Source organism: Dactylosporangium cerinum, assembly GCF_042653625.1.
GTDB lineage: Bacteria > Actinomycetota > Actinomycetes > Mycobacteriales > Micromonosporaceae > Dactylosporangium > Dactylosporangium cerinum.
In genome coordinates, this window is the sequence record NZ_JBHSIU010000105.1 from 154,199 (window position 1) to 179,660 (window position 25,462).

The window sequence follows — 25,462 nt, forward strand, 5'->3', positions numbered from 1 at the left end:
GATCGCTCACAGCGCCCGTGTCTTGAGCGCCGGCGGTAGACCGCGGAACCGTCATCGCCGGGTGGACCGCCGCTGTCTGGACGGGCCCGGCGGCTGACCTGCCTGGTCACGCTGTGTGCGCAACGTAGGACAGGTCGCCTGTGATGACGACCTCCCCACCGTACAACAAATTGCCGGACGGCAACAGTCGACCGCCCGGACGTGGTCAGCCCGCGAGAACCCGCAGTTCATCGGGGTCGCCGGGCAGTCCGTACGCCCGGAGCAGCGCCGCCACGTTGCCGAACCGGCGCCCGCCGAACTGCCATGCGGCGGGCGCCGCGGCGAGGGTCCGGGCGAGCCGGCGCTGCGCGGGGTCGAGCGGGCCGCCGCCAGGCAGCGGCCCGTCCGGGAAGACCGATCGCAGCGCGGTGCCGAGGACCGGCAGGGTCTCCACGCCGGTGACGGAGCCGAGCCGGGCCAGCAGCGCGTCGAGGCTCGCGGCCGCGTACCCGGCGCCGAGGCCGGGCAGGGCCAGCGCCGCGTATCCGGCCAGGTCGCCGTCGAGGAACGGGATGCCGGCCCGGGCGGTGCTCGCGCCGCCGGCCCACGCCAGCAGCTCCGCGGCCGCTGCGGCGCCCGCCCCGGCGCCGTGCACGGTCGTGAGCCCGATCGCCGCCGCCCACCGGATCTCCGGCTTCGGGTCCTGCAGCGCGGCCGGCATGGCGGTGCCGAGCAGGCCGAGCGCGACGAGCGCGGTGGCGGCGACGGACCGGGACGGGTCGCCGACGGCGCCGGTCAGCGCCGCGTCCGACGGATCCTCCGGAAACCAGGCGAGGGTGAACGCGGCGGCGGCCCGCACCGCCGCGTCGCCGTCGGCCAGCAGGTCGCGCAGCACCGGCAGGCCGGCGCGGACCGCGTCGTAGGCGGCGACGTCGATGTGCGCGGCCATCGCGTCGCGCTGCGCGTCGTCGAGGCCCTCCCAGTAGTCGAGGCGGGTCTCGCCGTCGTTGTCGTCGTCCTCGTCGTCCTCGGTCGGGGCCGGCGCGGCACGCAGCAACTCGGCACCGCCCACGGCGGCCGCGCGCAGCTCCGCGACCGGGAACCCGCCGGGCAGCCACGCCTCGTGCTGGCCGACCGCGATGCCCGCGACGAGCCCGGCGATCGCGGCGCGGTCCGGGGTCGCCGGGTCGGCGAGCAGCTCCAGCAGGAACGGCACCGCCGGCGCGCTCGCCTCGTAGCGGGTCCCCTGGTGGCAGATCCCGCCGTGCAGACCGCTCAACGCCCGGCGGCGGTCCTCCGCCTCGGCGGCGAGCAGGCCGCGCAGGTGCCCGGGCACGTCGGCGGCCGGTCCGTAGGCGTGTTCGAGGGAGGCCCAGTCGACGTCGTCGAGTCCGTCCAGCATGCGCCGCAACCTACCTGATTAAGGTAGGTGGATGACCGGTCTCGGCGACGTCGACTCCAGCATTCCCAACGTGGCCCGCATGTACGACTACTACCTGGGCGGGTATCACAACTTCGCGGTCGACCGGGAGGCGGCGGAGAAGATCCTGGCGATCTTCCCCGACACGCCGGCGGCGGCGCGGACCAACCGGCGGTTCCTGCAGCGGGCGGTGCGGCACCTGGCCGAGGCCGGCGTCCGGCAGTTCCTCGACATCGGCACCGGCCTGCCGACGCAGGGCAACGTCCACGAGATGACCGACGGCAAGGTCGTCTACGTCGACAACGACCCGGTCGCGGTCGCCCAGGCCCGGTCCCTTGTGGACGGTCTGGACCGGGTGTCGGTGGCGTGCGCGGACCTGCGGGAGCCGGAGGCGCTGCTCGCCGACCCCGCCGTCGCCGGGCACCTCGACTTCAGCCAGCCGGTGGCGATCCTGATGGTGTCGATCCTGCACTTCGTGCCGGACGAGGCGCACCCCGGCGACCTCATCGCCCGGCTGCGCGACGCCACCGCGCCCGGCAGTCACCTGGTGGTGTCGCACCTGACCCTCGACGGCGTGCCCGCCGCGCCGGCCGCCGCCGGCCAGCAGGTCTACCGGCAGTCCAGCGCGCCGATCGTGCCCCGCTCCAAGGCCGCCATCGCCGACCTGTTCGCCGGCTACGACCTGCTCGACCCCGGCCTGGTGTGGCTCGGCGACTGGCGCCCCGACAACGGCGACGAGCAGGTCTCCCACGGCTACGGCGGGGTCGGGGTCCGCGCGATTCGGAGCTGAACCCGGGGTGGATGGGTCGCTGACAGCAAGCCGACACCGACCCATCCACCGACCCGGGCGACAGCGAAGTCCTCCCGTGCGGCGGTCCACCACAGGACCGCCCCAGACGCGGGAGGACCACCCTCATGACCACTCCAACCCGGGCAGGTCGCCGGTGGCGTGCCACCGCCGCCACACTCGTGGCGGCCGGTGTGGCGTTCGCCGGCCTCGGGCCCGGCACCTCGTCGGCCTCGAGCCACCGGGAGGCGCCGCTCATCGCCGCCGACCCGGCGGTCGACAACACCGACCTCTACGCGTTCGTCAGCCCCGAACGTGCCGGCTACGTCACGTTCATCGCCAACTGGCAGCCGTTCTCCGAGCCCCACGGCGGCCCGAACTTCTACCCCTTCGCCACCGACGCCGTCTACAACATCAACGTCGACAGCGACGGCGACGCGAAGGCCGACGCGGTGTTCCGCTGGACGTTCCAGAACATCGACCGCCGCGGCGGCGACACGTTCCTCTACGCCAACGGCCCGGTCACCTCGCTGGACGACGAGAACCTGCTGTTGCGCCAGACCTACACCCTGGAGTCGTCGTTCCACGGTGAGCCCTTCAAGACCAGGATCACCGGCGCACCGGTCGCACCGTCACGGGTCGGCAAGGCCACGATGCCCGACTACGCGAAGCTGCGCAACGACGCCAACAAGCGCCTCCCGGGCGGCTGGAACGTCTACGCCGGCCAGGCCGACGACCCGTTCTACCTGGACCTGCGGGTGTTCGACCTGCTGTACGGCGGCGACCTGAGCGAGGTCGGCCAGGACACCCTCGCCGGCTACAACGTCAACTCGATCGCCCTGCAGGTGCCGTTCTCCGACGTGGCCCTCAAGGGCGACGCGAAGCGCAACCCGGTCATCGGCGTCTGGACGACCACCGAGCGCGCGAAGACCCGCGTGACCGGCCAGTCCGGTCCCGTCACGGGCGAGAAGGTGCAGGTGTCCCGGCTGGGCAACCCGCTCGTCAACGAGGTCGTCGTGCCGGCGTCGCTGAAGGACGCGTTCAACTCGATCAGCCCCGACAAGGACGCCGGCATCCCCGCCGTCGTCGCCCGGGTCACCGACCCGGAACTGCCGAAGCTCATCGAGGGCATCTACAAGGTGCCGGCGCCCCCGGCACCCCGCAACGACCTGGTCGAGATCTTCCTGACCGGCATCACGACCAAGGCCGGCGGGCCGATCAAGGCCGACCTCAACTCCCAGCTCAACAACGCCGACGTCGTCGCGGCCAACTTCCGGCCGTCGGAGATGCTGCGGCTCAACCTGGGCGTGCCGGTCACGGCGGCACCGAACCGGCTCGGCGTCCTCGCCGGCGACCTGCAGGGCTTCCCGAACGGCCGGCGGCTCACCGACGACGTCGTCGACATCGCGGTGCAGGCCGTCGAGGGTGCGGCGCAGACCGGCAAGCTCGTCGACGCCCTCGCCGCCGGCGACAAGGTCGACGCGAACGACAACGCATTCGAAGGCGCCTTCCCCTACCTGGCGCTGCCGAACAGCGAGGCGGTCAACAAGGGCGGCGGCACGGGCGCCGGCGCCACCGGGACTGCACCGTCCGCGACCGCCGCGGCCGCTCAGCCCGCGACGACGCCGTCGGCGTTCGAGTCCGGCACCGGCATGACGGCCGTCGCGGTCAGCACCTCGGCGATCGCCGCCGGCCTCGGCACGCTGCTCTTCGTCGGCTGGTGGCGGCGCCGCCGGATCAACCAGCCCTGACATTGCCAACCCCGGGGCGCGTCCACAGTGGACGCGCCCCACCCCTTGGGAGGAGGAGTCATGCGGGTTCGCATCGTTCTGGGAGTGGTACTGGCAGCAGCGTTGCTGTTCGGCCTCGGCGCACTGGCCGGCCGTCCTTCGGGCGGTGCGTCCACCCCCGCGTCCGTCCAGCCCGACCGTCCGCAGGGGACCAGCCGGCTGGTCGCGACGATCGCCGCGCAGCAGGAACGGCTCCGCAAGGTGCCCGGCGACTGGACGGCGTGGGCCGCGCTCGGCGAGGCGTACCTGGAGCAGTCCCGGGTCAGCGCCGACCCCGCGTACTACCCGAAGGCCGAGGGCGCGCTGCGCAAGTCCCTGGAGGTGCGCCCCGAGGGCAACGCGGCCGCCCTCGCCGGCCTCGGCGCCCTCGCCAACGCCCGGCACGACTTCGCCACCGCCCGCGACCTCGCTGGGCAGGCCCTCGCGGTGAACGCCTGGTCCGACACCGCATACGGCGTCCTCGCCGACGCGGAGACCCAGCTCGGCCACCCCGACGCCGCCACCGCCGCCGTGCAGCGGATGCTCGACCTGCGGCCGGGGCTCGCCTCGTACACCCGCGGCTCGTATGACCTCGAACAGCACGGCAAGCGCGCCGAGGCGGTCGCGCTCATGCAGCAGGCCCTGGCCAGCGCCACCGAACCCGCCGACGTCGCGTTCTGCCACCAGCACCTCGGCAGCCTCGCGTGGGCCGCGGGCGACCTCGCCACCGCCACCCGGCACGTGACCCTCGGCCTCGCCGCCGACGCCGGCACCGTCGGGCTGTGGCAGCTGAAGGCGCGGCTGGACACCGCGGCCGGCGACCTGACCGCCGCGCTCGCCGACCTGGAGAAGGTCGTCGCCCGCACCCCGACCGTCGACGCGCTGCTCGACCAGGCCCGCCTGCTGCAGGTCGCCGGCAAGGACCCGGGTCCCGCGCTGAGCCTCGCCCGCGCCGCGCACACCCTCTTCACCGCCAACGGCGGCACCGACGACCTCGGCGCCGCGGCCCTCGCGCTCGCCGCGGGCGACGCCACCGCCGCGGCCCGGCTCGCGATCGCCGAGTGGGACCGCCGCCAGTTCGGCGAGGTCGCCGACATGGTCGCCTGGACGCTGATGTCCGCCGGTGACCCGGCCGCGGCGCTGCCGTTCGCCCGGCACGCCAACGCGCTCGGCCAGGTCGACGCGACGCTCGCCTACCACTACGGCATGGTGGCGCTTGCCGCCGGCGACAAGGACACCGCGCTGGTGCAGCTGCGCCTGGCGCTCGCCCTCAACCCGAAGTTCTCCCCCGTCGACGCGCCGATCGCGGTGCGGACCCTCGCCACCCTGGAGTCGTGATGCGTCGCTTGCTCGTCCTGCTCTGTGCGGTCGCGGCCGGGGTCCTGCTGTGGCCCGGCAGCGCACAGGCGCACCCGCTCGGCAACTTCTCCGTCAACCAGTTGGGCGCGCTGACGTTCCAGCCCGACCGGGTCAGCGTCGCCTACGTCGCGGACCTCGCCGAGCTCCCGACGTTGCAGGCTTCGCCGTCGTGTACGTCCGTCGCCTCCGCTTTCCGGGTCTCCGTCGACGGTGCTGTCCTCGCCTGGACGATCGACCGGGCCGCGTTCACCTACTCGCCGGGCGCGGCCGGGCTGCGGACCAGCCGGCTCGAATGCGACCTGTCCGCTCCGGCCCCGCTGTCCACGGAGTCCACTGTGGAGGTCGTCAACGACTTCGACGCCGACCGGGTCGGCTGGCGGGAGCTCACCGCGACCGCCTCCGGGGTGCACATCGTCGACTCGCCGCTGCCGACCGTGTCCCGCAGCGACGGGCTGCGCTCCTACCCCGACGACCTGCTCAGCTCGCCGCCTTCCGTGCGCACCGCGACCCTGCGCCTCGCCCCCGGCGGCAGCACGCTCGGCGCCGCTTCCCCACGCCCGCCGGTCGCGCTTCCGGCCTCGGTGCTGCCCGGCTGGGCGGGCCAGGCGGAGCTGACGCTGCGCGGCTGGGTCGCCCAGCGCGCGCTGACGCCGTGGGTCGGGTTCCTGGCGGTGCTGCTCGCACTCACCCTCGGCGCCGCGCACGCCGCGCTGCCGGGGCACGGGAAGACGGTCATGGCCGCGTACCTCGCCGGCCGGCAGGGCCGTCCCCGCGACGCCCTCACCGTGGGCGCCACCGTCACCCTCACCCACACCGGCGGGGTGCTGCTCCTCGGGCTGCTGCTGACGACCGCGGCGGGGCTGGCCGGGGAGACCGTGCTCGGCTGGCTGGGGGTGACGAGCGGGGTGCTGGTGGCGGCGATCGGCCTGAGCATGCTGCTGTCCCGCCGCCGCGGCACGGCCCACTCACACTCCCACGGCCCCCACGGCCACACCCACGGCCCGTCCACGCATTCGCACGCTCCCCACACCCACGACGACCACTCGCATGACCACGACCACGCTGATGACCACTCCCATGACCACGACCACACCCATGAGCACGACCACTCTCACGACCACGGGCACTCTCATGACCACGGGCATGGGCACGACCATGGGCACGAGCACGGGCACGACCATGGGCACGGGGTGGGGCGGCCGAGTCGGCTCGCGGTGGTCGGTATGGGGATCGCCGGTGGGCTGGTGCCGAGCCCGTCGGCCCTGATCGTGCTGCTCGGCGCCGTCGCCCTCGGCCGGACCTGGTTCGGGGTGCTCCTGGTGCTCGCCTACGGTCTGGGCATGGCCGGCACCCTCACCGCCGCGGGCCTGCTGCTCATCAAGGTCCGCGACAAGTGGCCGGCCCGCCTGCGGTTCAGCGACCGGCTGACCAGGCTCGCACCCACCGGCACCGCCGCACTGGTCCTGCTCGTCGGCTCCGCCCTCGCGGTCCGCTCCCTCGTCACCCTCTGACCGCCTCGGCCGGTTGTCCACAGGCACAAGTTCGTGCTGGCGCACCGGCCGGGGCGGTTTCACCCTCGACAGGGTGCGAACAGAGGAACAAGCGGGCGTCATCACCCGCCGCCAGTCAATCGCCGGCGGCCTGACCGATGAACACATCCGCGCCCGGCTGAGCTCGGGCCGATGGCAGCGAGCATCCGCCGGCGTGTACTACACCTTCTCGGGCGAGCCGACCCGCCCGGCCGTCCTCTGGGCCGCGCTGCTGACCGCCGGGCCGGGCGCCGTGCTGAGCCATCAGACTGCTGCGGAGCTCATCGGCCTGATCGACCGGCCGGAGCCACCGATCCACGTCAGCGTCCCGTCGCAGCGGCACATCACCCCGGTCGCCGGCGTCCAGCTGCACCGTCGCCACCACACCCCGGTCGCCGCGCCGGCAAGGGAACCGGCCCGCACCACCGCGGAGGACACGGTCATCGACCTGACCCAGGCAGCGAACGACGTCGACACGGCCGTCGGCTGGGTCGCAAGGGCCTGTGCCCGCCGGCTGACAACCCCGGACCGGCTCCGCGCAGCCCTCGCCACCCGTGGCCGGCTGCGCTGGCGCGACGCGTTGACGGCCGCCGTCGCCGATGTCGCGGCCGGCTGCCACTCGGTGCTCGAGTTGCGCTACCTGCGCGATGTCGAGCGCCCCCACGGGCTGCCGCCCGGAATCCGGCAACGTCGGCGGCAGGAGCCACAGACGACATACAGCGATGTCGAGTACGACCCGTTCGGCCTGGTCGTTGAGCTCGATGGCCGAGCGGCGCACGAGGACCCCGGCCGCGACCGACGCCGGGACCAGGTCAGCGCCGTGCGGGGATGGATGACGCTGCGGTTCGGCTGGGCCGACGTCCGCCGCCGCCCGTGCGAGAGCGCCGCCGCCATCGCCGTCCTCCTCCGCCGCGCCGGCTGGTCCGCACGCCCCACCCGCTGCGGCCCCCTCTGCCGACTACCCGGTGGATCCTTGGAACCCGGTGGATCCTCGGTGCCCTGACCCACAGGATCCGCCGGGTTCCAGCGATCCACCGGGGAGTCCGCTGTCGGCGAACACCGCCGGGTGGGACGGGGACGGTGGGGCGGCGGTATCGTCAGGGTGGGCAGTGCGCCTGCCTGAGCCGCGACACGGTCGCCCACGCCGACCGTGACCCGAGGCCAAGAGGCTCAGACTCAGCGCGGCGGTGCAGGCTGCCCGGCGGAGTTCCGCCGTCCGATCGGTGCGGGCGTGGGTCGACGCCGGAGGTCTCGTGATGGCAGACGAAGCGGACAAGGACCACCCCACCACCGGCGGCGCCGACACCCCACCGGGTGGGCGGCCGCGACGCGACCGGAAGCGCCGGCGCGCGATCAGGGCACACGCCGCGCAGGCCGGCATCGCCTACTCCGTCGCCGCCCGGCAGCTCGCCGGAGCCGGCGTCGGGCCGGGCGAGACCTTCGCCAGCCTCGGCCGGACCGTGTATCCGTCCGGCGTGCCCGGCAGGTGGACCGTCATCGGCCGGGAGCTGCGGCCCGCCGCCGCGAAGCTCCACGACACCCGCCGCGCCGCGCGCCTGGCCGGCGGCCGGGCCGTGCACCTGGTGGAGCGGTTCCCCGCGGGTGAGAGCCACGCGGGTCCCTGCTACGCCGGCGATGGGCTCGAAGACCTCCTCGCCATGCTCTACCTGGTGGTGGTGCGGGAGGCGCCCGGGCTGGTCCCGGCCGCGATGGACCTCGCCTGGACCGCGGAGCTCGGGGAGGAGACGGCCGTCGACATGGAGTGCGCGGAGGTCGACCGGGCCGCCCGGCTGGTCCTCGACGACGGGGTCGCCGGGCTGTGGGGGCGGGTCGAGGACGCGTTGCGGGCCGGGCAGGACAACGCCAGCCCCGCGGTGCGCCACGACGCGGACCGGCTGACGCTGGTCTGCCGCACGTTCACGATGCCGGTCGAGGGCGCCGACGGTGAGCCGTACGTGCTGCGCGCCCCCTGGGACGGCGCCGGACAGGTGCTCGACGCGCTCCTCGTCGTCGCCGACGACGGGCACGCCCCGGGGACCAGGATCCGGCTCGCGGGGTCGCTGTCGACCGGCACGATCGTCGGCGCGGCCTGGGGTGCCGTGGGGCCGCCGCTGCGATACGACGTCCGCCTCGACACCGAGCCCGCGACCCGCACGATGCGCCCCGAGGACCTCGTCGTCCTGCCCGGCCAGGAGTCCGACGCCGCCGCCCTGCAGGTCTGACCGGTCAGCGAAGACCGGCCGAAGGCAACCCGAAACGACCGGTCACGCCTCGGCGAGGAGGCGGGCGGTCGGCAGGCGGCGCAGGGCACGCAGCGGGACGGTGGCCGCCGCGACGGTGACGAGCAGGCCGGCCACCGCGGCACCGGCGGCCGCGAGCCAGACCGGGCCGGGCAGCGCCCCGCCGAGGGCGTAGGCCAGGCCGAGGCTGATCCCGGTGCCGAGGAGCGCGCCGATCGTGCCGAGCGCGAGGGCCTCGTAGCCGGCGAGGCGCACGAGCAGGTGGTCGCCCCAGCCGCTGGCGCCGAGGAGGGCGAACTCGCCGGCCCGTTCGCGGATGCCGCGATACAGCACGTCGGCGACCGCGGCCGCGCCGAGCAGGACCGTGAGGACGGCGGCGAGGTAGTCGGTGCCGCGGACCTGCACGGTGACCGCGTCGCCGAGGACGGTGCCGCTGACCGTGCCGCGGAAGCCGATGGTGAGCACGGCGAGGAACGTGAGCGCGGCGACGCCGATGGCGAGGCTGAGCACGCCGACCAGGGTGCGGCCGGGGGTGCGCAGCAGGTTCGTCCAGGCGAGGCCGGCGATCCGGCGCGGGGTGCGGGCCCGCCGGACCGGGCTGACCGCCGGCCGGACCGCGGCGACCGGGTCGGTGCGGTTGGCCCGCCAGGCGGGTTGGAGCGCGGCGAGGACGCTGAGCAGCAGCGCGGCCGGCACGGCGACGGCCGCGGTGGTCCATTGCAGGGTGATCCCGAGCGCCGGGGCGGCGGCCAGCGCGATCACGGTCCCCGCCAGGCCGGCGGACAGCCCGAGGGCGAGGGCCTCGGCCAGGACCAGGCCGAACAGTCGGCGGCCGGGCCAGCCGAGGCAGGCCAGGACGGCGAGCTCGGTGTGCCGGGCGCGCAGCGCGGCGCCGGTGGCGTTGGCGACGGCGAGGACGCAGGCGACGAGGACCAGGCCGGCGAGCAGGAGGCTCTTGCGGTCGATCGCGGAGACGACCACGGTCGCGACGCCGGTGCGCAGCCACGACTGGTCGACCGTCAGCGCGGGGCGGCCGTGGACGCCGGCCGGCACGGCCAGGTCGGCGGGCGCGACGGACGAGCCGACGGTCAGGTCGACCCGCAGGCCGGTCGCCTGCTGGATGCGCTCGGCGACGGCCCGGACCCGCTCCTGGGACAGGTCGTCCATCCCGACGTCGCCGGTGACGCGCACCCGCACCGTCCCGATCGGCGCCTCGGCGAACGCCGCCGACGCAGCGGTGGACGACGGTGTGTACGGCGGGCTGCGCAGCGCCGACATCGCCGACAGGCTGGTGATCAGTGTCGGCCGAGCGCCCGCCGGGCCGCCGATGTTGCCGCCGGGCAGCAGGGCCTGGTTGCCGAGGGCGGTGCGCGAGGCGGCGTCGGCGCCGGTGAGGGCGGGGTCGCCGGTGAGCGAGGCCGGCAGCGTGGCCAGGGGCGGGCCGGCGTCGAGGGTGCCCGGGTCGAACGCGCCGACACCCCGCAGCGTGACGGGACGGATGGAGTTGGGGCCGGTGTATTCGGCGCCGACCCGGGGCAGCGCGCGGACCTGGGGGTCGGTCAGCTCCAGGGGCAGTGGGTTGTACCAGACCTCGTCGTCGGCGGCGCCGCCCCAGTCGCCGGTGGCCGGGCGGGCCGCGCCGGCCGGGCCGGGCATCCAGTACTGCCCGACCCAGGCCGGTGAACGCCCCCACTCCGGGGCGTGTTGCTCGGGCGCGCTGAGGTCGGCGAGCAGCTGCTGGTAGACGTCGGAGACGTCCACGGTGCGTTCGTCGACGGTGCTGCCGGGATCGGCCTCGAAGTCGCCGATGAGGTTGTCCAGGCGTGCACCTGCCGCACCGGAGGCGGCGGAACCGTCGGAGAGCCGGTCGATGCGCAACCTGACCTGCCGGTCCACGGCTGGGCTGGTGGAGGCGAGGACGGGCACCTCGCCGGGGGCGGCGGGGCGGGTGAGGGCGGTCGCGTCGAGCCCGTTGAGGCGGGCCTCCTGCGCGGGGTCGACGGCGGCCATGGCCATCGGCACGGTGAACGCCACGTACACCTCGGCCCGCCGGGGCTGCGCGACGGTGGAGCGGGGGTCGCTGGACCAGCAGGACAGCGCGCGCCGGTGCTTCGGGTCGAGCGGATCGGTCACGCCGATCTGGTGGGCGAGCGGCTCGCAGACCTCGGTGCGGGAGCCGTCGGCGCCGATCCGCCAGATGTGCTCGCGTTCGGGGATCTCGTCGCCCTCATACATGCGGCCCTGCTCCCACGGCTCGCCGGGCTGGAACTCCAGGACGTCGCCGGTGACCCAGAGGTAGATCGCGCCGTCGGTGACGCTGGTCAGCCCGCGGTCGGTGACCCAGGTCGGCCGGACCCGCAGGGCCTGCTGCGCAGCGCCCGGCCGCAGCTGCCCGGTGAGGTCGACGGGCAGGCGCACGGGCTGCATGAACGTGCCGACGGCGGCGAGCGGGGCGGCGACGGCGACGCCCGGCAGGGCCAGGATGTCGTGCCACTGCTGCATCGTGATGCCGCCGCGACCGGTGCCGACCTGGTCGAACCCGATCTGCCCGGCGCCGGCGTCCGCGGGTCGCACGAGGATGTCGTACAGCGGGCGGAAGTTCGCCTGCACGGTGCCGGTCGCCCGCACCTGCGCGCCGCGGGCGGCGGACAGCAGCAGCGAGAACCCGGCGACCGCGACCGCGACGGCCAGCAGCGTGGCGACGAACCGCCCCCGCTGATGACGCAATTGAGCAAGGACCATCGATCTCTCCCCCGTCAGAGAGCGCTCTCCGGCCAGCTTGCCGCCTCCCGTGACCGACTGTCAACGGTCGGCTATGGTTGGGGTGGCAGCGCGCCTGCCCGTGCCGCGGATCGACGGAGCCCACGCCTCCGCCGGCGGCCAAGAGGCTCCGACTCAGCGCATCCGTTCCGTGCGGATGCCGGGTGCGTGGGGCCCCGCCGAAAAGGCGTGATCGTCATGTTCGAGCGGTTCACCGACCGGGCCAAACGCGCCGTCGTGCTGGCGCAGGAGGAAGCCCGGATCCTCAACCACAACTACATCGGCACCGAACACCTGCTGCTGGGCCTCATCCAGGAGGGCGACGGCGCGGCGGCCAGGAGCATCGACGCCATCGGCGTGTCCGTCGAGGACGTGCGGCGGCAGGTCGAGGAGGTCATCGGCCTGGGCTCGCAGGCGTCGGGCGCGCACATCCCGTTCACGCCGCGGGCCAAGAAGGTCCTCGAGCTCGCGCTGCGCGAGGCGTTGCAGCTCGGGCACAACTACATCGGCACCGAGCACATCCTGCTCGGCCTCGTCCGGGAGGGTGAGGGCGTCGCGGCGCAGGTCCTGATCCGCCTCGGTGCCGACCTCAACCGGCTGCGCGCCCAGGTGATCCAGCTGCTGTCCGGCCACCCGTCGGCCCCGGTGCCGGATGCTACGACCGCACCCTCCGCCGTGCTCGACCAGTTCGGGGTGAACCTGACCGCGGCCGCCCGCGACGGGCTGCTCGACCCGGTGATCGGGCGGACCGCCGAGGTGGAGCGGGTCATCCGGGTGCTGTCCCGGCGGCGCAAGAACAGCCCGGTGCTGACCGGCGCGCCGGGCGTCGGCAAGACCGCCGTGGTGGAGGGCCTCGCGCAGCGCATCGTCGCCGGTGACGTGCCCGAATCGCTCAAAGGGCGGCAGCTGTACACCCTGGACCTGGGCGCTCTCGTTGCCGGCTCGCGGTACCGGGGCGACTTCGAGGAACGGCTGAAGAAGGTCACCAAGGAGGTCCGCACGCGCGGCGACATCATCCTGTTCATCGACGAGATCCACAACCTGGTCGGGGCGGGCGCGGCCGAGGGCGCGATCGACGCGGCGTCGCTGCTCAAACCGCTGCTGGCGCGGGGTGAGCTGCGCACCATCGGGGCGACGACGGACGAGGAGTACCGGCGGTACATCACCAAGGACGGGGCGCTCGACCGGCGCTTCCAGCCGGTGCCGGTCGCCGAGCCGACCGCGGAGGACACGGTGCTGATCCTGCACGGGCTGCGGGAGCGGTACGCCTCGCATCACGGTGTCACGTACACCGACGCGGCGTTGCGGGCGGCGGCGCTGCTGGCCGACCGGTACATCGCGGACCGGCACCTGCCGGACAAGGCGATCGACCTGCTCGACGAGGCGGGCACGTCCGGTGCCGCGGTCGTCGGCCCGGACGAGATCGCGGCGGTGCTGTCCACGTGGACCGGCATCCCCGTGCACCGGCTGACCGAGCAGGAGAGCGCCCGGCTGCTGCGGATGGAGCAGACGCTGCACGAGGACCTCGTCGGGCAGGACCTCGCGGTCGCGGCGGTGTCCCGGGCGATCCGCCGGACCCGGGCCGGGCTGAAGGACCCGCGCCGCCCGGCCGGGTCGTTCATCTTCGCCGGCCCGTCCGGCGTCGGGAAGTCATCCCTGGCCAAGGCCCTCGCCGGATTCCTGTTCGGCACCTCCGACGCGCTGATCCAGCTGGACATGTCGGAGTTCCACGACCGGGCGACCGTGTCGCGGCTGGTCGGTGCGCCGCCCGGCTACGTCGGCTACGACGACGGCGGCCAGCTGACCGAGCAGGTGCGCCGCCGGCCGTTCTCGGTGGTGCTCTTCGACGAGGTGGAGAAGGCGCACCCCGACGTCTTCAACGCGCTGCTGCAGATCCTGGAGGACGGCCGGCTCACCGACGGGCAGGGCCGGGTCGTGGACTTCAAGCACACGGTGCTCATCCTCACGACCAACCTCGGCACCCGCGACCTGCAGCTGCAGGCGGGGTTCCAGTCCTCGGCGGTGCCGCAGTACGAGCGGATGCGGCAGAAGGTCGACGACGAGCTCAAACGGCACTTCCGGCCGGAGTTCCTGAACCGGATCGACGACACCGTCGTCTTCCACCAGCTCGGCCCCGCCGAGATCGCCGGCATCGTGGACCGGATGCTGCTGGACGTGGCGGCGCGGCTGGCGCTGCGCGACATCGGTCTGGTCGTGACGCCGCAGGCCCGGCAGCGCCTCGCCGAGCGCGGCCACGACCCGGTGCTCGGCGCCAGGCCGCTGCGGCGGACCGTGCAGCGGGAGGTCGAGGACCCGCTGTCGGAGCGGATCCTGCTCGACGAACTGCGGGCCGGGGACACCGTGACGATCGACTGTGATGAAGACGGCCTTCTCACGTTTTTGAGCATGTGCTTAAATAGCCCTCGTTGAGCGATTGCTCAAATTGGAGGGCACGTGGTGGCCGACACCAAGGAACGCCTGGTCGCCGCGGCGATCAAGGTCCTCGGCAACGAGGGGCTCGCCGGGGCATCCGCACGCACGATCGCCACGGCGGCGGGGGTCAACCAGGCGCTCGTCTTCTACCACTTCGGGACCATGGACCAGTTGCTCTCGGTCGCCTGCCGGCAGGCGACCGAGAGCCGGGTCGCGCTGTACCGTTCTCGCTTCGAGGCCGTGCGGAGCATCGGCGAGCTCCTCGACGTCGGCCGGCAGCTGCAGCAGACCGAGCGGGCCGCGGGCAACCTCGCGGTCCTGGCCCAGCTCCTGGCCGGCGCGCAGACCGACGAGCGGCTCGCCCCGGCCGTCGCGGCCGGACTCGAGCTGTGGATCACGGAGATCGAGTCGGTGCTCGGGCGGCTCACCGCCACCTCACCGATCGCCGACCTGGTCGACGTGCCGGGGCTGGCCAGGGTGGTCGCCTCCACGTTCATCGGGATGGAGCTGTACGGCGGTGTCGACCCTCTGGGGGCAACCGCTGCGGTCGCGGCGCTGGAGCGGCTCGCCGTGCTGGTGGAGGTCGTGGACGGCCTCGGTCCGGTCGCGCGCCGCGCCCTGCGCTCCACGCTGCGGCGGTCCTCCCGATGAGGATCCGGCTCGCCCGGGCGGCGGTGGCCGCGGTGTGGCTGCACGAGGGACTGTGGTGCAAGGTCCTGACCGGCGACCAGCTCTCAGTTGTCGCCGCCGTGCCCTTCCTGCCGCCGGCCCTGGCTCCGGCGGCGCTGATCGGTCTCGGCGTGGCGGAAACCGCGCTCGCGGTCTGGGTGCTCACGGGGCGACGGGCCCGCGCCGCCGCGATCGTGCAGACCGTTCTGCTGGTCGCGTTCAACGCCGGCGGGCTGCTGTTCGCGGCCGACCAGATCGCCGACGCGGGCCGGATGCTGACGGCCAACGCGGCGCTGCTCGCCCTGGCGTGGCTCCTGACCGGGCCCGCTCATGCCGAACCCCTGGCGCCCGCTCATGGCTAACCCCTGGCAGCGCGGCCGGCTCACGGTCGGCAGGAAACCGCAGGTGATGTTCGGCCGCATGTACGAGGATCCCGGCGCCGAGCTCAGCGTCTTCCCCGCCGGCGGCCGGGTCCTCGCGATCGCCTCCGCCGGCGACACCGCCGCCGCGCTCGCCCGGGCCGGACACCAGGTCACCGCCGTGGACATCAGCGCCACCCAGCTCGCGTACGCCCGGGCCAGGCTCGCCGGCGCCCCCACCGCCACGGGCACCGCCGAGCGGCTGCAAGCGGTCGCCCGCCGAGCCGCCGGCGCGATCCTGCCCGGCTGGCGCCCGGCCGCGATGACCGCGTTCCTACGGCTCGACGACCTCGACGCACAGCGCGACCACTGGCGCCGGCACCTGGACCGCCCGCGGCTCGCCGCGCTGATGCGTCTCGCGTTCGCCTCCGCCGGCCTGGTCCGCCGGGACCTGTGGCGGTCGCTGCCACCGAGGATGGACCTGGTCCTGCGCCACCGCCTGGCCACCGGCCTGACCACCCACCCCAACGCCACCAACCCCTGGGCGTGGCGCCTGCTCCTGGGCCGCGAGTGCCCCGCCGCCTCTTCCCCGACCGGGACCGAGAGCGCCACGTCGGTGCACGGCGCCATCGCCCCTTCCCTGACCGGAACCGAGAGCGTCACCTGGGTGCACGGCGACGTCGTCGAGCACCTGCGGTCGGTCCCGCGCGGTTGGTACGACGCCGCCACCCTCTCCAACGTCCTCGACGGCCCGCCACCCGCGTTCGCCGCCGAGCTCCGCAACGCGCTCCGGCACGGTGTCCGCCCCGGCGGCCCGGTCGTGCTGCGCACGTTCGGCACCGAATCCCCGCTCCCCGGCGACCCCCTGCCCGACCGCTCCCTGCTCTGGGGCGCCGTCGTCCGCCTCCACCCGCTCACCCAAGGAGCGTGACCATGCTGGGCGCCGCCGTCCGCCTCCACCCGCTCACCCAAGGAGCGTGAGCATGCTGCACGCCATCCGCCGGCACCCCCTGCCGATGCGCACCCGGTTCGGGCACTCGCTCGTCCTCACGTACGCGCTGCCCCCGGCAGTCCTCGAGCCGCTGTTGCCGGCCGGGCTGACCCTCGACACGTACACCGCCCCGAACGGAACCACGCACGGCTTCGTCGCCGTCGGCATCGTGTCGACCCTCGGCCTGCGACCCGCGCCGCTGCCGGCCGGGCTCGGCCTGGACGCCGTCCTCACCGGCTACCGGATCTTCACCAGGTTCCCGACCCCGGCCGGCAAGACCATGCGCGGGCTGTACATCCTGCGCAGCGACACCCACCGGCCCGCGCTCGCCGCCGTCGGTAACCTCCTCACCAGATACCGGTACCACCTGGCCCGGGTCCGGCTCACCCTCGACGGCACGACGCTGACCGCAACCGTCGACAGCCGCGACGGCGGCGCGGACCTCACCGTCATCGCCGACCTCGCGTCCCGGCCTGCGCCATTGCCGCCAGGGTCACCGTTCGACGCGGAGCCGCCGATCCCAAGGACCTCACCGCCGACCCCAAGGACCCCGGGGTCACCGGTCGACGCGGGATCGATGTCCGCAGCGAGCTCAAGGTCACCGTTCGACGCGGCATCGGCGTCCGTAAGGATCCGCAGTGGGGGTTCGGCGCGGCGCGACAGCCTCCTAGGCACCGTACACCACCCCCGGAAATCGATCTCCGAAAGCGTCACCAGCCCGTCACCCTCCGTCGGAGCTGGTGCGGCGCGCAGGTTTGCTGGGCCGTTGCCCTACACCTTCGATCATGAAGCGGCGACGAACTCCATCATCGTGGTCAAGGCTCACCGTAGTGCGTGGACGCCGGAGCCGGTCGCGGTCCGAGTTACCCGGCAGACCTTCCTGGAACGCGGGCCGTTCACCGGGACGGAGCCGATCCTGGCGCAGGCGTTCCACGTCGCCGACCTCGACTACGGCTGGCACCGCGGGGTCCGCCGGGGCCTGGACGGGAGTGTGCAATGACCCGGATGGTCCGCTACAACTGGCCCAAGTACGTCGCCGCCCTCGCCGCGCTGCTCATCATCGCCGCGCTCCCCTGGCCGTGGCGCCTGCTCGCCGTCCCGGGGGCGGCCGGGGTCGCGGTCAGCCTCGCCGCCACCTGGTGGGTCTACGACCGCAGCAGCCTGTACCACTGGCGCTGGGCGCTCGACCTGATCCCCGCCCCGACGCGGTACGCGGTGGTCAGCACCGGGCTCGACGAGATCAGCCCGACGCTGCGCGGCCTGCTGCCGGGCGCCGAGCCGACCCTGCTGGACTGCTACGACCCTGTGGTGATGACCGAGCACTCGGTGCGCCGGGCGCGACGTCTCAACCCTCCCCCGGCCGGGTCGGTGCCCGCGTCGGTGGCCGCGCTACCGGTCGCCGGCGCGGATCAGGACGTGGTCTTCCTCGCGTTCGCCGCGCACGAGCTGCGCGAACCGGCCCAGCGGCGGGCCCTGTTCGCCGAGGTGGCCCGGGTGCTGCGGCCCGGCGGGCACCTGGTGCTCGTCGAGCATTGCCGTGACGCGGTCACCGTCGCCGCGTACGGGCCGGGCGCCTGGCACTTCTATCCGCGCCGGGAGTGGCTGCGGCTGGCTCGGCAGGCCCGGCTCACCCCGGCGGGCGAGGCGACGATGACGCCGCTGGTGCGGGCCCTGGTGTTCCAGCGATGAGCGGGGCGGCGATGAGCATCGACGTGCAGCTGCGGCTCGTCGGGGCGGTCCTCGTCGGGCTCGGGGTCGGGCATGTGGCGCTGCCCCGGGTCCTTGCCTGGCGGCCGCAGTTCGCCGCGCTGGCGCCGCTGACCAGGCACGTGCTGTACACCCACACGTTCTTCATCGGGGTCATGTGCGTGCTGCTCGGGCTGGCGCCGCTGCTGCTGGCCCCGGATCTGCTGGCGCCCGGGCGGGTGCAGGAGGCCGTGCTCGGCGCCGAGTGCGTGTTCTGGGGGTTGCGGTGGGCGGCCCAGTTCGTGGCGTTCCCGCCGGCGACCTGGCGCGGGTCGCGGCTCCACCGGGCCGGCTACGCGGGGTTCGCGCTGCTGTGGACCTGGGTCGTCGCCGTCTTCGCAACGGCGCTGCTCGCGCACTGAGCCGCACCGAACCCGGGCGCCGCTCGAACAGAGCGGCACCCAACCGGGCGCCGCTGGCCCGCTGAGCAGCACCCAACCGGGCGCCGCTCGAACACTGAGCCGCACCCGACCGCAGGGGCATTGTTCACCCCGAACCGCCGCCACAGACCGGTATGGGGGCGGGCGTGGTACAACGACGCGGTGACGGCAACGACGCTGTTCCAGCGCACCAGTGGACCCCCCGGCGCGCCGGTCCTGCTGCTCGGCGGTTCGCTGGGCAGCAATCTCGACATGTGGCGCCCCCAGCTGCCCGCGCTCGCCGACCTGCGGGTGGTGCGCTTCGATCACCGCGGCCACGGTGCGTCGCCGGCACCGCCCGGGCCGTACCGGCTCGACGACCTGGGCCGCGACGTCCTGGCGCTGCTCGACCGGCTCGGCATCGCGAAGGCGTCCTACTGCGGGCTGTCGCTGGGCGGGATGGTCGGCATGTGGCTGGCCGCCAACGCGCCGGACCGCATCGATCGGCTCGTGCTGATCTGCACCGCGGCGCACCTGCCGCCCGCCGACGGCTGGGCCGCCCGCGCCGAGCAGGTCCGCTCCGCCGGCATGGGCAGCATCGCCGACGCCGTCCTCGGCCGCTGGTTCACGCCCCGGTTCCGGGCGGCGCTGCCGGCGAAGGTCGCGCCGTACCGGGCGATGATCGCGGCCTGCCCGGCGGAGGGGTACGCCGGCTGCTGCGAGGCGATCGGCGGCATGGACCTGCGCGACGACCTGCCGAGGATCACGGCGCCGACCCTGGTCATCGCCGGCGCCGACGACCCGGCGACCCCGCCGGAGCACGGTGAGCGCATCCATGCGGGCATCGCCGGCAGCCGGCTCGTGGTGCTGCCGGGTGCGGCCCACCTCGCCAACGTCGAGCAGGCGGTGGTGATCGGCCAGCTCATCAAGGACCACGTCCGTGGATGACTTCGAGACGCACTTCACGGTCGCGCCCGACGACCGCCTCGCGGACTGGGCCGCGGCGCACGGCCTCAAATACACGAGGATCGAGCTGGACCGGGGCGCGACCGCCGACCAGCCGATGCTGACCAGCCGGGGCCGCGGCGACCTGGCCGGCCGGCGCGCGGCGGCCGCGACCCTCGTCAGGCAGCTGCGGGACGACGGGTTCACGGTGCGGCGGGTGAAGATCGAGGCCGCGCCGTGGCACGCGGCGGTGCCGTCGGGCTACTTCGAGCATCACGTGAAGCTGGTCCTGGCCGCCGCCGACATCGACGTGGCCCGGTCGGTGGCGGTGCGGCACGGCGCCCACCTGTCCCGCAACGCCCGTCGGGCCCGCGACGACGGCCGGCACGAGCGGTTCGTCACGCAACGCTGCCACGACGTGGGTCGCCCGCAGGCCCGGGGGCGCCTCGACGCGCTGATCGCGGCGCTCACCGACACCGGTCTGGAGCTCGTCGAGGTCGAGGAGGAGTACGTGCTGGTCGACGACAACCCGGAGCTGGACGCCGGATGGATCCGCTGACCGCCGCGCACCGGGAGGTCCTGGACCACGTCCTGGCCGTCGTCGCCGCCGACCCGGTCGGCGACTCGCTCGTCCTGCGGGGCAGCATGACGATGCCCGCGTGGGTCGGCGGCCGGGCCCGCCCGCCCGGCGACCTCGACTGGGTGGTCCTGCCGGTGGCGGTGCGGGGGCTGGACGGCCGCGACCCGTACCCGTACGTGGAGCGGATCGACCCGGTCCAGTACTGGCCGGAGGCGACGCAGGGCGCCGGCCGCGCCCAGCCGTGGGAGTTCCAGGACGAGGCGACCGGGGGCGTCCGGGCCCTGCTGCCGCCGGACGGCCTGACCTGGATTCACGCGGCGGACATCGACGACGTCGACCAGCCGCACCTGACCGTCCTTGAGGCCCTCGGGCGGCGGCCCCGGACGCCGGGCGGGGCGGTCCTCGACGTCGCCAACGCCGTGCCCGACGGCGAGTGGGACTACGCCGCCCACAACCTCGACTACCGCGAGTTCGCCGGCGCCCGGGTGCACATCCCGTGGCAGGCCGGCGACCTGACCGGCGACGTCCAGCTCGACTTCTCCTACGACGAGACGCTGCCGGAGCCGCCGGTGCTGACCGCGGTCCCGCGCGGCTCGGGCGGCACCCCGACGACGGCGTGGACGGCGAGCCGGGCGCTGTCCCTGCTGTGGAAGCTGCGGTGGCTGTCGGACGACCTGGGCCGCGAGGGCGCCGCCGGCGGCAAGGACGTCTACGACGCGGTCCTGCTCGGCGAGCTGGAAGGGGTCACCCTCTCACCCCGGCTGCGCCGCCTGCTGCCGTCCCTCGACCCGGCCGCGGTCCGCACGATGGCCGTCGACTGGTCCAGCCATCCCGTCCACGACCCGGAGAGCTGGCTGGACCGCCTCGCGTGGGCGGTCCAGCACCATTGCGCGGATCAGGACACCGAGCGGTAGACGTCCAGGGTCTGCTGGGCGATCGCCGACCAGGAGAAGTGGTCGAGGGCCCGCTGCCGCCCGGCCCGGCCGAACTCGGCGGCCCTGGCCGGCTCCTCCAGGAGCTCGTTCATCGCGTCGGCGAGGTCGGCGACGAACTTGGCGTCGTCCAGTGGCGTGCCGGAGCCGTCGCTGACCTGTTCGATCGGCACCAGCAGCCCGGTCTCGCGGTCGGCGACGACCTCCGGGATGCCGCCGGTGGCGGTCGCCACGACCGCGGTCTGGCAGGCCATGGCCTCCAGGTTGACGATACCCATCGGTTCGTAGATCGACGGGCAGACGAACAGCGTGGCGTGGGTGAGAACCTGGATGACCTCGCGTTTCGGCAGCATCTCCTGGACCCAGATGACGCCGGAGCGGGTGGCGCGCAGGTCGTCGGCGAGCGCGGTCACCTCGGCCGCGATCTCCGGGGTGTCGGGCGCCCCGGCGAGCAGGACCAGCTGCACGTCGGCGGGCAGCCGCCGGGCCGCCCGCAGCAGGTACGGCAGGCCCTTCTGGCGGGTGATCCGCCCGACGTAGACGACGCTGGGCCGGGTGGGGTCGACGCCGAGGCGGGTCATGACGTCGGTGCCGGGGTCCGGCGCGTACTGCTCGGTGTCGATGCCGTTGTAGATGACGTGGACGCGGTCGGGGTCGACGCGGGGGTACGCCTTGAGCACGTCGGCCTTCATCCCGGCGGAGACGGCGACGACGGCGTCGGCGGCCTCGATCGCGGTCCGCTCGCACCAGGACGAGAGCGCGTAGCCGCCGCCGAGCTGGTCGGCCTTCCAGGGGCGCAGCGGCTCGAGGCTGTGGCTGGTGATGACGTGCGGGACGCCGTGCAGGAGTTTGGCGGTGTGCCCGGCGAAGTTGGCGTACCAGGTGTGGCTGTGCACCAGGTCGGTCCCGGACGCACCGGCGGCCATCTCCAGGTCGACGCCCATGGTCCGCAGGGCGGCGTTCGCGCCGTGCAGTCCCGGCGGATCCTGGTAGCCGACCACCCCGGCCTCGCTGCGAGGGGCACCGAAACAATGCACGCGCACGTCGAGGGGGAGGCGGCGCAGTTCACGCGCCAGATACTCCAGGTGAACGCCGGCACCGCCATAGACGTCGGGGGGATACTCTCGAGTAAGCAGGTCTACGCGCACGTTGCAAAGACTAATTGGGTTCGTCTGGCGCAACACGCCGGACACGTTTAGCGTCTCGACCATGGCCGCCAAAAAAGTCCTCGCGATCGTCCTCGCCGGCGGCGAGGGCAAGCGATTGATGCCCTTGACCGCTGACCGGGCGAAGCCGGCCGTGCCGTTCGGCGGGATCTACCGCCTGATCGACTTCGTGCTGTCGAACCTGGCCAACGGCGGCTATCTGAAGATGGTCGTGCTGACCCAGTACAAGTCGCACTCCCTGGACCGGCACGTGACCAAGACGTGGCGGATGTCGACGCTGCTGGGCAACTACGTGACGCCCGTGCCGGCGCAGCAGCGGCTCGGGCCGCGCTGGTTCGCCGGGTCCGCGGACGCGATCTACCAGAGCCTGAACCTCATCAACGACGAGCGGCCCGACTACGTGATCGTGTTCGGCGCGGACCACATCTACCGGATGGACCCGGAGCAGATGATGCGCCAGCACATCGAGTCGGGGGCGTCGGTGACGGTCGCCGGGATCCGCCAGCCGCTGTCCAGCGCCGACCAGTTCGGGGTGATCGAGGTCGCCGACGACGGGCGGCGGATCTCCGCGTTCCGGGAGAAGCCCCGCGACGCCAGGGGGCTGCCGGACGCGCCGGATGAGATCTTCGCGTCGATGGGCAACTACATCTTCACCACCGCGGCGCTGATCGAGGCGGTCACCCGCGACGCGCAGGACCCGTCCAGCAAGCACGACATGGGCGGCAACATCATCCCGTACTTCGTCGACAAGCACGAGGCGGCCGTCTACGACTTCAGCAACAACGTCGTGCCGGGCAGTTCGGACCGGGACAAGGGCTACTGGCGCGACGTCGGGACCCTGGACTCGTTCTACGAGGCCAACATGGATCTCATCGCCGTGCAGCCGATGTTCAACCTGTACAACTTCGAGTGGCCGATCTACACGGGCAACAGCCCGTGGCCGCCGGCGAAGTTCGTGCACGGCTGGGGCGAGCGGGTCGGCCGGGCGGTCGGCTCGATGATCTCCCCCGGCGCGGTCATCTCCGGTGCGCTGGTGGAGAACTCGGTCGTGTCCCCCAACGTCAAGGTCCACTCGTGGGCGCACGTCGAGGGTTCGGTGCTGATGGAGGGCGTCGACATCGGGCGGCACGCCGTGGTGCGCAACGCCATCCTGGACAAGAACGTGATCGTGCCCGAGGGCGCCGAAATCGGCGTCGACCTGGAGAAGGACCGGACCCGCTACACGGTGTCCGAGGGTGGGATCGTGGTCATCGGCAAGGGTCAACGTATCGAGCCGTAGCAAAACGACGCTGACGCTGCCAACCCCGCGCGGATTCGATACGGTGAGGATCATGGGTACCCCGACACCCGAGAAGCTCGACATCGCCCGGACCGACACCGAGACCGCGCTCGCCACCGAGGATCCAGTGGTGGTCGCCGACGCGCCCGCGGGTACCTGGCAGGCCGCCACCGGTCCCAGTGTGGTGACCGGCGACCGGTTCCCGATCGAGCAGGTCACCCCGCAGGTCGAGGGCGGCCGGTTCCCGGCGAAGGCCGTCGTCGGTGAGCTGGTCCCGGTGACCGCGGTCGCCTACCGCGAGGGCCACTCGATGATGGGCTGCAACGTGGTCCTCATCGGCCCGGATGGCAAGGAGGGCCCGTTCACCCGGATGGGCCCGGGCGCGCCGGGCACCGACCGCTGGCACGGCACGGTGCGGCCCGACGCGGTCGGCGCGTGGACGTTCGCGGTCGAGGCGTTCTCCGACCCGTATCTGACCTGGCACGACGCGGTGACCAAGAAGATCGGCGCCGGGCAGGGCCTGCAGGACCTGGGCAACGACCTGGCCGAGGGCGCGGTGCTGCTCAACCAGGCGGCGACCGGTGTCCCTGCGGCCGAGCGGGGCCGGGTCACCGGCGCCGCGCAGGCCCTCGCGGACTCGTCGATCCCGTTGTTCGCCCGGATCTCCCCCGCCCTCGGCCTGACCGACGTGCTGTGGCGGTATCCGGTGCGCCAGCACGTGACCCGGTCCAGGGAGCTGCCGATCTGGTGTGACCGCCAGCGGGCGCTGTTCTCCGCGTGGTACGAGTTCTTCCCCCGGTCCGAGGGCGCCGTCGTCGACGAGCAGGGCAAGCCGGTCACGCACGGCACGTTCGCGTCCGCGACGCCGCGGCTGCAGCAGGTCGCCGACCTCGGTTTCGACGTGGTGTATCTGCCGCCGATCCACCCGATCGGCCGGGTGAACCGCAAGGGCCCGAACAACACCCTGGTCGCCGGCCCGCAGGACATCGGCTCGCCGTGGGCGATCGGCGCGGCCGAGGGCGGCCACGACACGATCCACCCGGACCTCGGCACCCTGGAGGATTTCCGGGCGTTCGTCGCCGCCGCGCACGAGGCCGGCGTGGAGATCGCGATGGACCTGGCGCTGCAGTGCGCGCCGGACCACCCGTGGGTCACCGAGCACCCGGAGTGGTTCACCACCAGGGCCGACGGTTCGATCGCCTACGCGGAGAACCCGCCGAAGAAGTACCAGGACATCTACCCGCTGAACTTCGACAACGACCCGCTCGGCATCCGCGACGAGGTGCTCCGGGTCGTGCTGCACTGGGTCGAGAACGGCGTGAAGATCTTCCGGGTCGACAACCCGCACACCAAGCCGGTCGGGTTCTGGCACTGGATCATCAACGAGGTCAAGTCGGTCGAGCCCGACGTGCTGTTCCTGGCAGAGGCGTTCACCCGGCCCGCGATGATGCACGGCCTGGGCAAGCACGGCTTCACGCAGTCCTACACGTATTTCACCTGGCGGGTGCAGGCGTGGGAGCTGCGGGACTACGTGCAGGAGCTGATCGCGGCCGCGGACTACATGCGGCCCAACTTCTGGCCGAACACGCCGGACATCCTGCCGGAGCACCTGCAGCACGGCGGCCCGCCGATGTTCAAGATCCGGGCGGTCCTGGCGAGCCTGCTCAGCCCGTCCTGGGGCATGTATGCGGGCTTCGAGCTGTTCGAGCACCTGCACCGGCCGGGTTCCGAGGAGTACCTCGACAACGAGAAGTATCAGCTGCGCCCGCGCGACTGGGCCGCCGCCGAGGCCGCCGGGGAGTCCCTGGCGCCGTACCTCAAGAAACTCAACCACGTCCGCCGGGACAACCCGGCGCTGCACTGGCTGCGCAACACGGTCTTCCACGGCATCGACAACGAGCAGGTCCTGTGCTTCTCGAAGCGGGACCCTGACAGCGACAACACCGTCCTGGTCGTGGTGTCGATGGATTCGCACAGCGTCCAGTGGGGTAACACCACCCTGGACATGCCCGCGCTCGGTTTCGACTGGCACGAGCGGTTCACGGTGCGCGACGAGCTCACCGGTGCGACCTTCGACTGGGGACAACACAACGCGATCCGGCTCGACCCTCTTTATGAGCCGGCGCATGTGTTCACGGTGCACCGTCACCGGTAACAAGC

The 25,462-nt window shown here is 73.4% G+C and carries 21 protein-coding genes; 18 read left to right on the forward strand and 3 right to left on the reverse strand.

Features of this window, described 5'->3' with window-relative positions; genetic code table 11:
* Positions 1 to 205: 205 nt before the first annotated feature.
* On the reverse strand, positions 206 to 1,381 hold the full coding sequence (locus ACFPIJ_RS53235; RefSeq protein ID WP_380127207.1) for a hypothetical protein: 1,176 nt from the start codon (positions 1,379 to 1,381) through the stop codon (positions 206 to 208).
* A gap of 31 nt (positions 1,382 to 1,412) precedes the next feature.
* On the opposite strand from ACFPIJ_RS53235, the gene ACFPIJ_RS53240 reads away from it, so the two are divergent.
* From ACFPIJ_RS53240 to ACFPIJ_RS53265, 6 genes are all read left to right on the forward strand, one after another.
* Complete coding sequence (locus ACFPIJ_RS53240) at positions 1,413 to 2,189, forward strand: SAM-dependent methyltransferase (RefSeq protein ID WP_380127208.1); 777 nt, start codon at positions 1,413 to 1,415, stop codon at positions 2,187 to 2,189.
* A 125-nt stretch (positions 2,190 to 2,314) separates the two neighbouring features.
* Positions 2,315 to 3,937: a DUF4331 domain-containing protein gene (locus ACFPIJ_RS53245; RefSeq protein WP_380127209.1), complete on the forward strand. Its 1,623-nt coding sequence runs from the start codon at positions 2,315 to 2,317 to the stop codon at positions 3,935 to 3,937.
* A gap of 60 nt (positions 3,938 to 3,997) precedes the next feature.
* Positions 3,998 to 5,293, forward strand: coding sequence for a tetratricopeptide repeat protein (locus ACFPIJ_RS53250; protein WP_380127210.1), 1,296 nt, complete (start codon positions 3,998 to 4,000; stop codon positions 5,291 to 5,293).
* Positions 5,293 to 6,825: a HoxN/HupN/NixA family nickel/cobalt transporter gene (locus ACFPIJ_RS53255; protein WP_380127385.1), complete on the forward strand. Its 1,533-nt coding sequence runs from the start codon at positions 5,293 to 5,295 to the stop codon at positions 6,823 to 6,825. Before ACFPIJ_RS53250 ends, ACFPIJ_RS53255 begins: the two co-directional genes overlap by 1 nt.
* Positions 6,826 to 6,898: 73 nt before the next feature.
* A complete protein-coding gene (locus ACFPIJ_RS53260; RefSeq protein ID WP_380127212.1) occupies positions 6,899 to 7,846 on the forward strand; it encodes a DUF559 domain-containing protein in 948 nt (315 codons plus the stop codon).
* Between the two features lie 253 nt (positions 7,847 to 8,099).
* Positions 8,100 to 9,065 (forward strand): hypothetical protein, encoded by a 966-nt coding sequence (locus ACFPIJ_RS53265; RefSeq protein WP_380127213.1) that lies wholly within the window; start codon positions 8,100 to 8,102, stop codon positions 9,063 to 9,065.
* A 42-nt stretch (positions 9,066 to 9,107) separates the two neighbouring features.
* Here ACFPIJ_RS53265 and ACFPIJ_RS53270 read toward each other — a convergent pair whose 3' ends face one another.
* Positions 9,108 to 11,825 carry an FtsX-like permease family protein gene (locus ACFPIJ_RS53270; RefSeq protein WP_380127214.1) on the reverse strand — a complete coding sequence of 906 codons (2,718 nt, stop codon included), beginning with the start codon at positions 11,823 to 11,825 and terminating at the stop codon, positions 9,108 to 9,110.
* Between the two features lie 216 nt (positions 11,826 to 12,041).
* Here ACFPIJ_RS53270 and ACFPIJ_RS53275 point away from each other — a divergent pair, with 216 nt between their 5' ends.
* From ACFPIJ_RS53275 to ACFPIJ_RS53320, 10 genes are all read left to right on the forward strand, one after another.
* Positions 12,042 to 14,273, forward strand: coding sequence for an ATP-dependent Clp protease ATP-binding subunit (locus tag ACFPIJ_RS53275; RefSeq protein ID WP_380127386.1), 2,232 nt, complete (start codon positions 12,042 to 12,044; stop codon positions 14,271 to 14,273).
* A 27-nt stretch (positions 14,274 to 14,300) separates the two neighbouring features.
* On the forward strand, positions 14,301 to 14,927 hold the full coding sequence (locus ACFPIJ_RS53280) for a TetR/AcrR family transcriptional regulator (protein ID WP_380127387.1): 627 nt from the start codon (positions 14,301 to 14,303) through the stop codon (positions 14,925 to 14,927).
* Positions 14,924 to 15,307 carry a DoxX-like family protein gene (locus tag ACFPIJ_RS53285; protein WP_380127215.1) on the forward strand — a complete coding sequence of 128 codons (384 nt, stop codon included), beginning with the start codon at positions 14,924 to 14,926 and terminating at the stop codon, positions 15,305 to 15,307. Before ACFPIJ_RS53280 ends, ACFPIJ_RS53285 begins: the two co-directional genes overlap by 4 nt.
* 58 nt (positions 15,308 to 15,365) lie before the next feature.
* On the forward strand, positions 15,366 to 16,235 hold the full coding sequence (locus ACFPIJ_RS53290; protein ID WP_380127216.1) for a BtaA family protein: 870 nt from the start codon (positions 15,366 to 15,368) through the stop codon (positions 16,233 to 16,235).
* Between the two features lie 52 nt (positions 16,236 to 16,287).
* Positions 16,288 to 17,295: a DUF2071 domain-containing protein gene (locus ACFPIJ_RS53295; protein ID WP_380127217.1), complete on the forward strand. Its 1,008-nt coding sequence runs from the start codon at positions 16,288 to 16,290 to the stop codon at positions 17,293 to 17,295.
* Positions 17,292 to 17,984: a class I SAM-dependent methyltransferase gene (locus ACFPIJ_RS53300; RefSeq protein ID WP_380127218.1), complete on the forward strand. Its 693-nt coding sequence runs from the start codon at positions 17,292 to 17,294 to the stop codon at positions 17,982 to 17,984. The genes ACFPIJ_RS53295 and ACFPIJ_RS53300 overlap by 4 nt, the downstream gene beginning before the upstream one ends.
* An 11-nt stretch (positions 17,985 to 17,995) precedes the next feature.
* Positions 17,996 to 18,403: a hypothetical protein gene (locus tag ACFPIJ_RS53305; RefSeq protein WP_380127219.1), complete on the forward strand. Its 408-nt coding sequence runs from the start codon at positions 17,996 to 17,998 to the stop codon at positions 18,401 to 18,403.
* Positions 18,404 to 18,583: 180 nt separating this feature from the next.
* Positions 18,584 to 19,348 (forward strand): 3-oxoadipate enol-lactonase, encoded by a 765-nt coding sequence (pcaD, locus tag ACFPIJ_RS53310; protein WP_380127220.1) that lies wholly within the window; start codon positions 18,584 to 18,586, stop codon positions 19,346 to 19,348.
* Positions 19,341 to 19,904, forward strand: a complete 564-nt coding sequence (locus ACFPIJ_RS53315) for a hypothetical protein (protein ID WP_380127221.1) — start codon at positions 19,341 to 19,343, stop codon at positions 19,902 to 19,904. The genes pcaD and ACFPIJ_RS53315 overlap by 8 nt, the downstream gene beginning before the upstream one ends.
* Complete coding sequence (locus tag ACFPIJ_RS53320; RefSeq protein ID WP_380127222.1) at positions 19,892 to 20,839, forward strand: hypothetical protein; 948 nt, start codon at positions 19,892 to 19,894, stop codon at positions 20,837 to 20,839. The genes ACFPIJ_RS53315 and ACFPIJ_RS53320 overlap by 13 nt, the downstream gene beginning before the upstream one ends.
* Here ACFPIJ_RS53320 and glgA read toward each other — a convergent pair.
* Positions 20,821 to 22,005 (reverse strand): glycogen synthase, encoded by a 1,185-nt coding sequence (gene glgA / locus ACFPIJ_RS53325; protein WP_380127223.1) that lies wholly within the window; start codon positions 22,003 to 22,005, stop codon positions 20,821 to 20,823. The genes ACFPIJ_RS53320 and glgA overlap by 19 nt on opposite strands.
* 61 nt (positions 22,006 to 22,066) lie before the next feature.
* Here glgA and glgC point away from each other — a divergent pair, with 61 nt between their 5' ends.
* Both glgC and ACFPIJ_RS53335 read left to right on the forward strand, forming a co-directional pair.
* Complete coding sequence (glgC, locus tag ACFPIJ_RS53330) at positions 22,067 to 23,302, forward strand: glucose-1-phosphate adenylyltransferase (RefSeq protein WP_380127224.1); 1,236 nt, start codon at positions 22,067 to 22,069, stop codon at positions 23,300 to 23,302.
* Positions 23,303 to 23,486: 184 nt separating this feature from the next.
* Positions 23,487 to 25,457, forward strand: a complete 1,971-nt coding sequence (locus ACFPIJ_RS53335) for an alpha-1,4-glucan--maltose-1-phosphate maltosyltransferase (protein WP_380127389.1) — start codon at positions 23,487 to 23,489, stop codon at positions 25,455 to 25,457.
* Positions 25,458 to 25,462: the final 5 nt, after the last annotated feature.

Coding starts and splice junctions, on each gene's coding strand:
- ACFPIJ_RS53295 (WP_380127217.1), top strand. CDS start 16,288: ATGCTGCACGCCATCCGCCGGCACCCCCTGCCGATGCGCACCCGGTTC.
- ACFPIJ_RS53320 (WP_380127222.1), top strand. CDS start 19,892: ATGGATCCGCTGACCGCCGCGCACCGGGAGGTCCTGGACCACGTCCTG.
- ACFPIJ_RS53290 (WP_380127216.1), top strand. CDS start 15,366: ATGTACGAGGATCCCGGCGCCGAGCTCAGCGTCTTCCCCGCCGGCGGC.
- ACFPIJ_RS53235 (WP_380127207.1), bottom strand. CDS start 1,381: ATGCTGGACGGACTCGACGACGTCGACTGGGCCTCCCTCGAACACGCC.
- ACFPIJ_RS53265 (WP_380127213.1), top strand. CDS start 8,100: ATGGCAGACGAAGCGGACAAGGACCACCCCACCACCGGCGGCGCCGAC.
- ACFPIJ_RS53275 (WP_380127386.1), top strand. CDS start 12,042: ATGTTCGAGCGGTTCACCGACCGGGCCAAACGCGCCGTCGTGCTGGCG.
- ACFPIJ_RS53245 (WP_380127209.1), top strand. CDS start 2,315: ATGACCACTCCAACCCGGGCAGGTCGCCGGTGGCGTGCCACCGCCGCC.
- ACFPIJ_RS53270 (WP_380127214.1), bottom strand. CDS start 11,825: ATGGTCCTTGCTCAATTGCGTCATCAGCGGGGGCGGTTCGTCGCCACG.
- ACFPIJ_RS53250 (WP_380127210.1), top strand. CDS start 3,998: ATGCGGGTTCGCATCGTTCTGGGAGTGGTACTGGCAGCAGCGTTGCTG.
- ACFPIJ_RS53305 (WP_380127219.1), top strand. CDS start 17,996: ATGAGCATCGACGTGCAGCTGCGGCTCGTCGGGGCGGTCCTCGTCGGG.
- ACFPIJ_RS53255 (WP_380127385.1), top strand. CDS start 5,293: ATGCGTCGCTTGCTCGTCCTGCTCTGTGCGGTCGCGGCCGGGGTCCTG.
- ACFPIJ_RS53285 (WP_380127215.1), top strand. CDS start 14,924: ATGAGGATCCGGCTCGCCCGGGCGGCGGTGGCCGCGGTGTGGCTGCAC.
- ACFPIJ_RS53300 (WP_380127218.1), top strand. CDS start 17,292: ATGACCCGGATGGTCCGCTACAACTGGCCCAAGTACGTCGCCGCCCTC.
- ACFPIJ_RS53240 (WP_380127208.1), top strand. CDS start 1,413: ATGACCGGTCTCGGCGACGTCGACTCCAGCATTCCCAACGTGGCCCGC.
- glgC (WP_380127224.1), top strand. CDS start 22,067: ATGGCCGCCAAAAAAGTCCTCGCGATCGTCCTCGCCGGCGGCGAGGGC.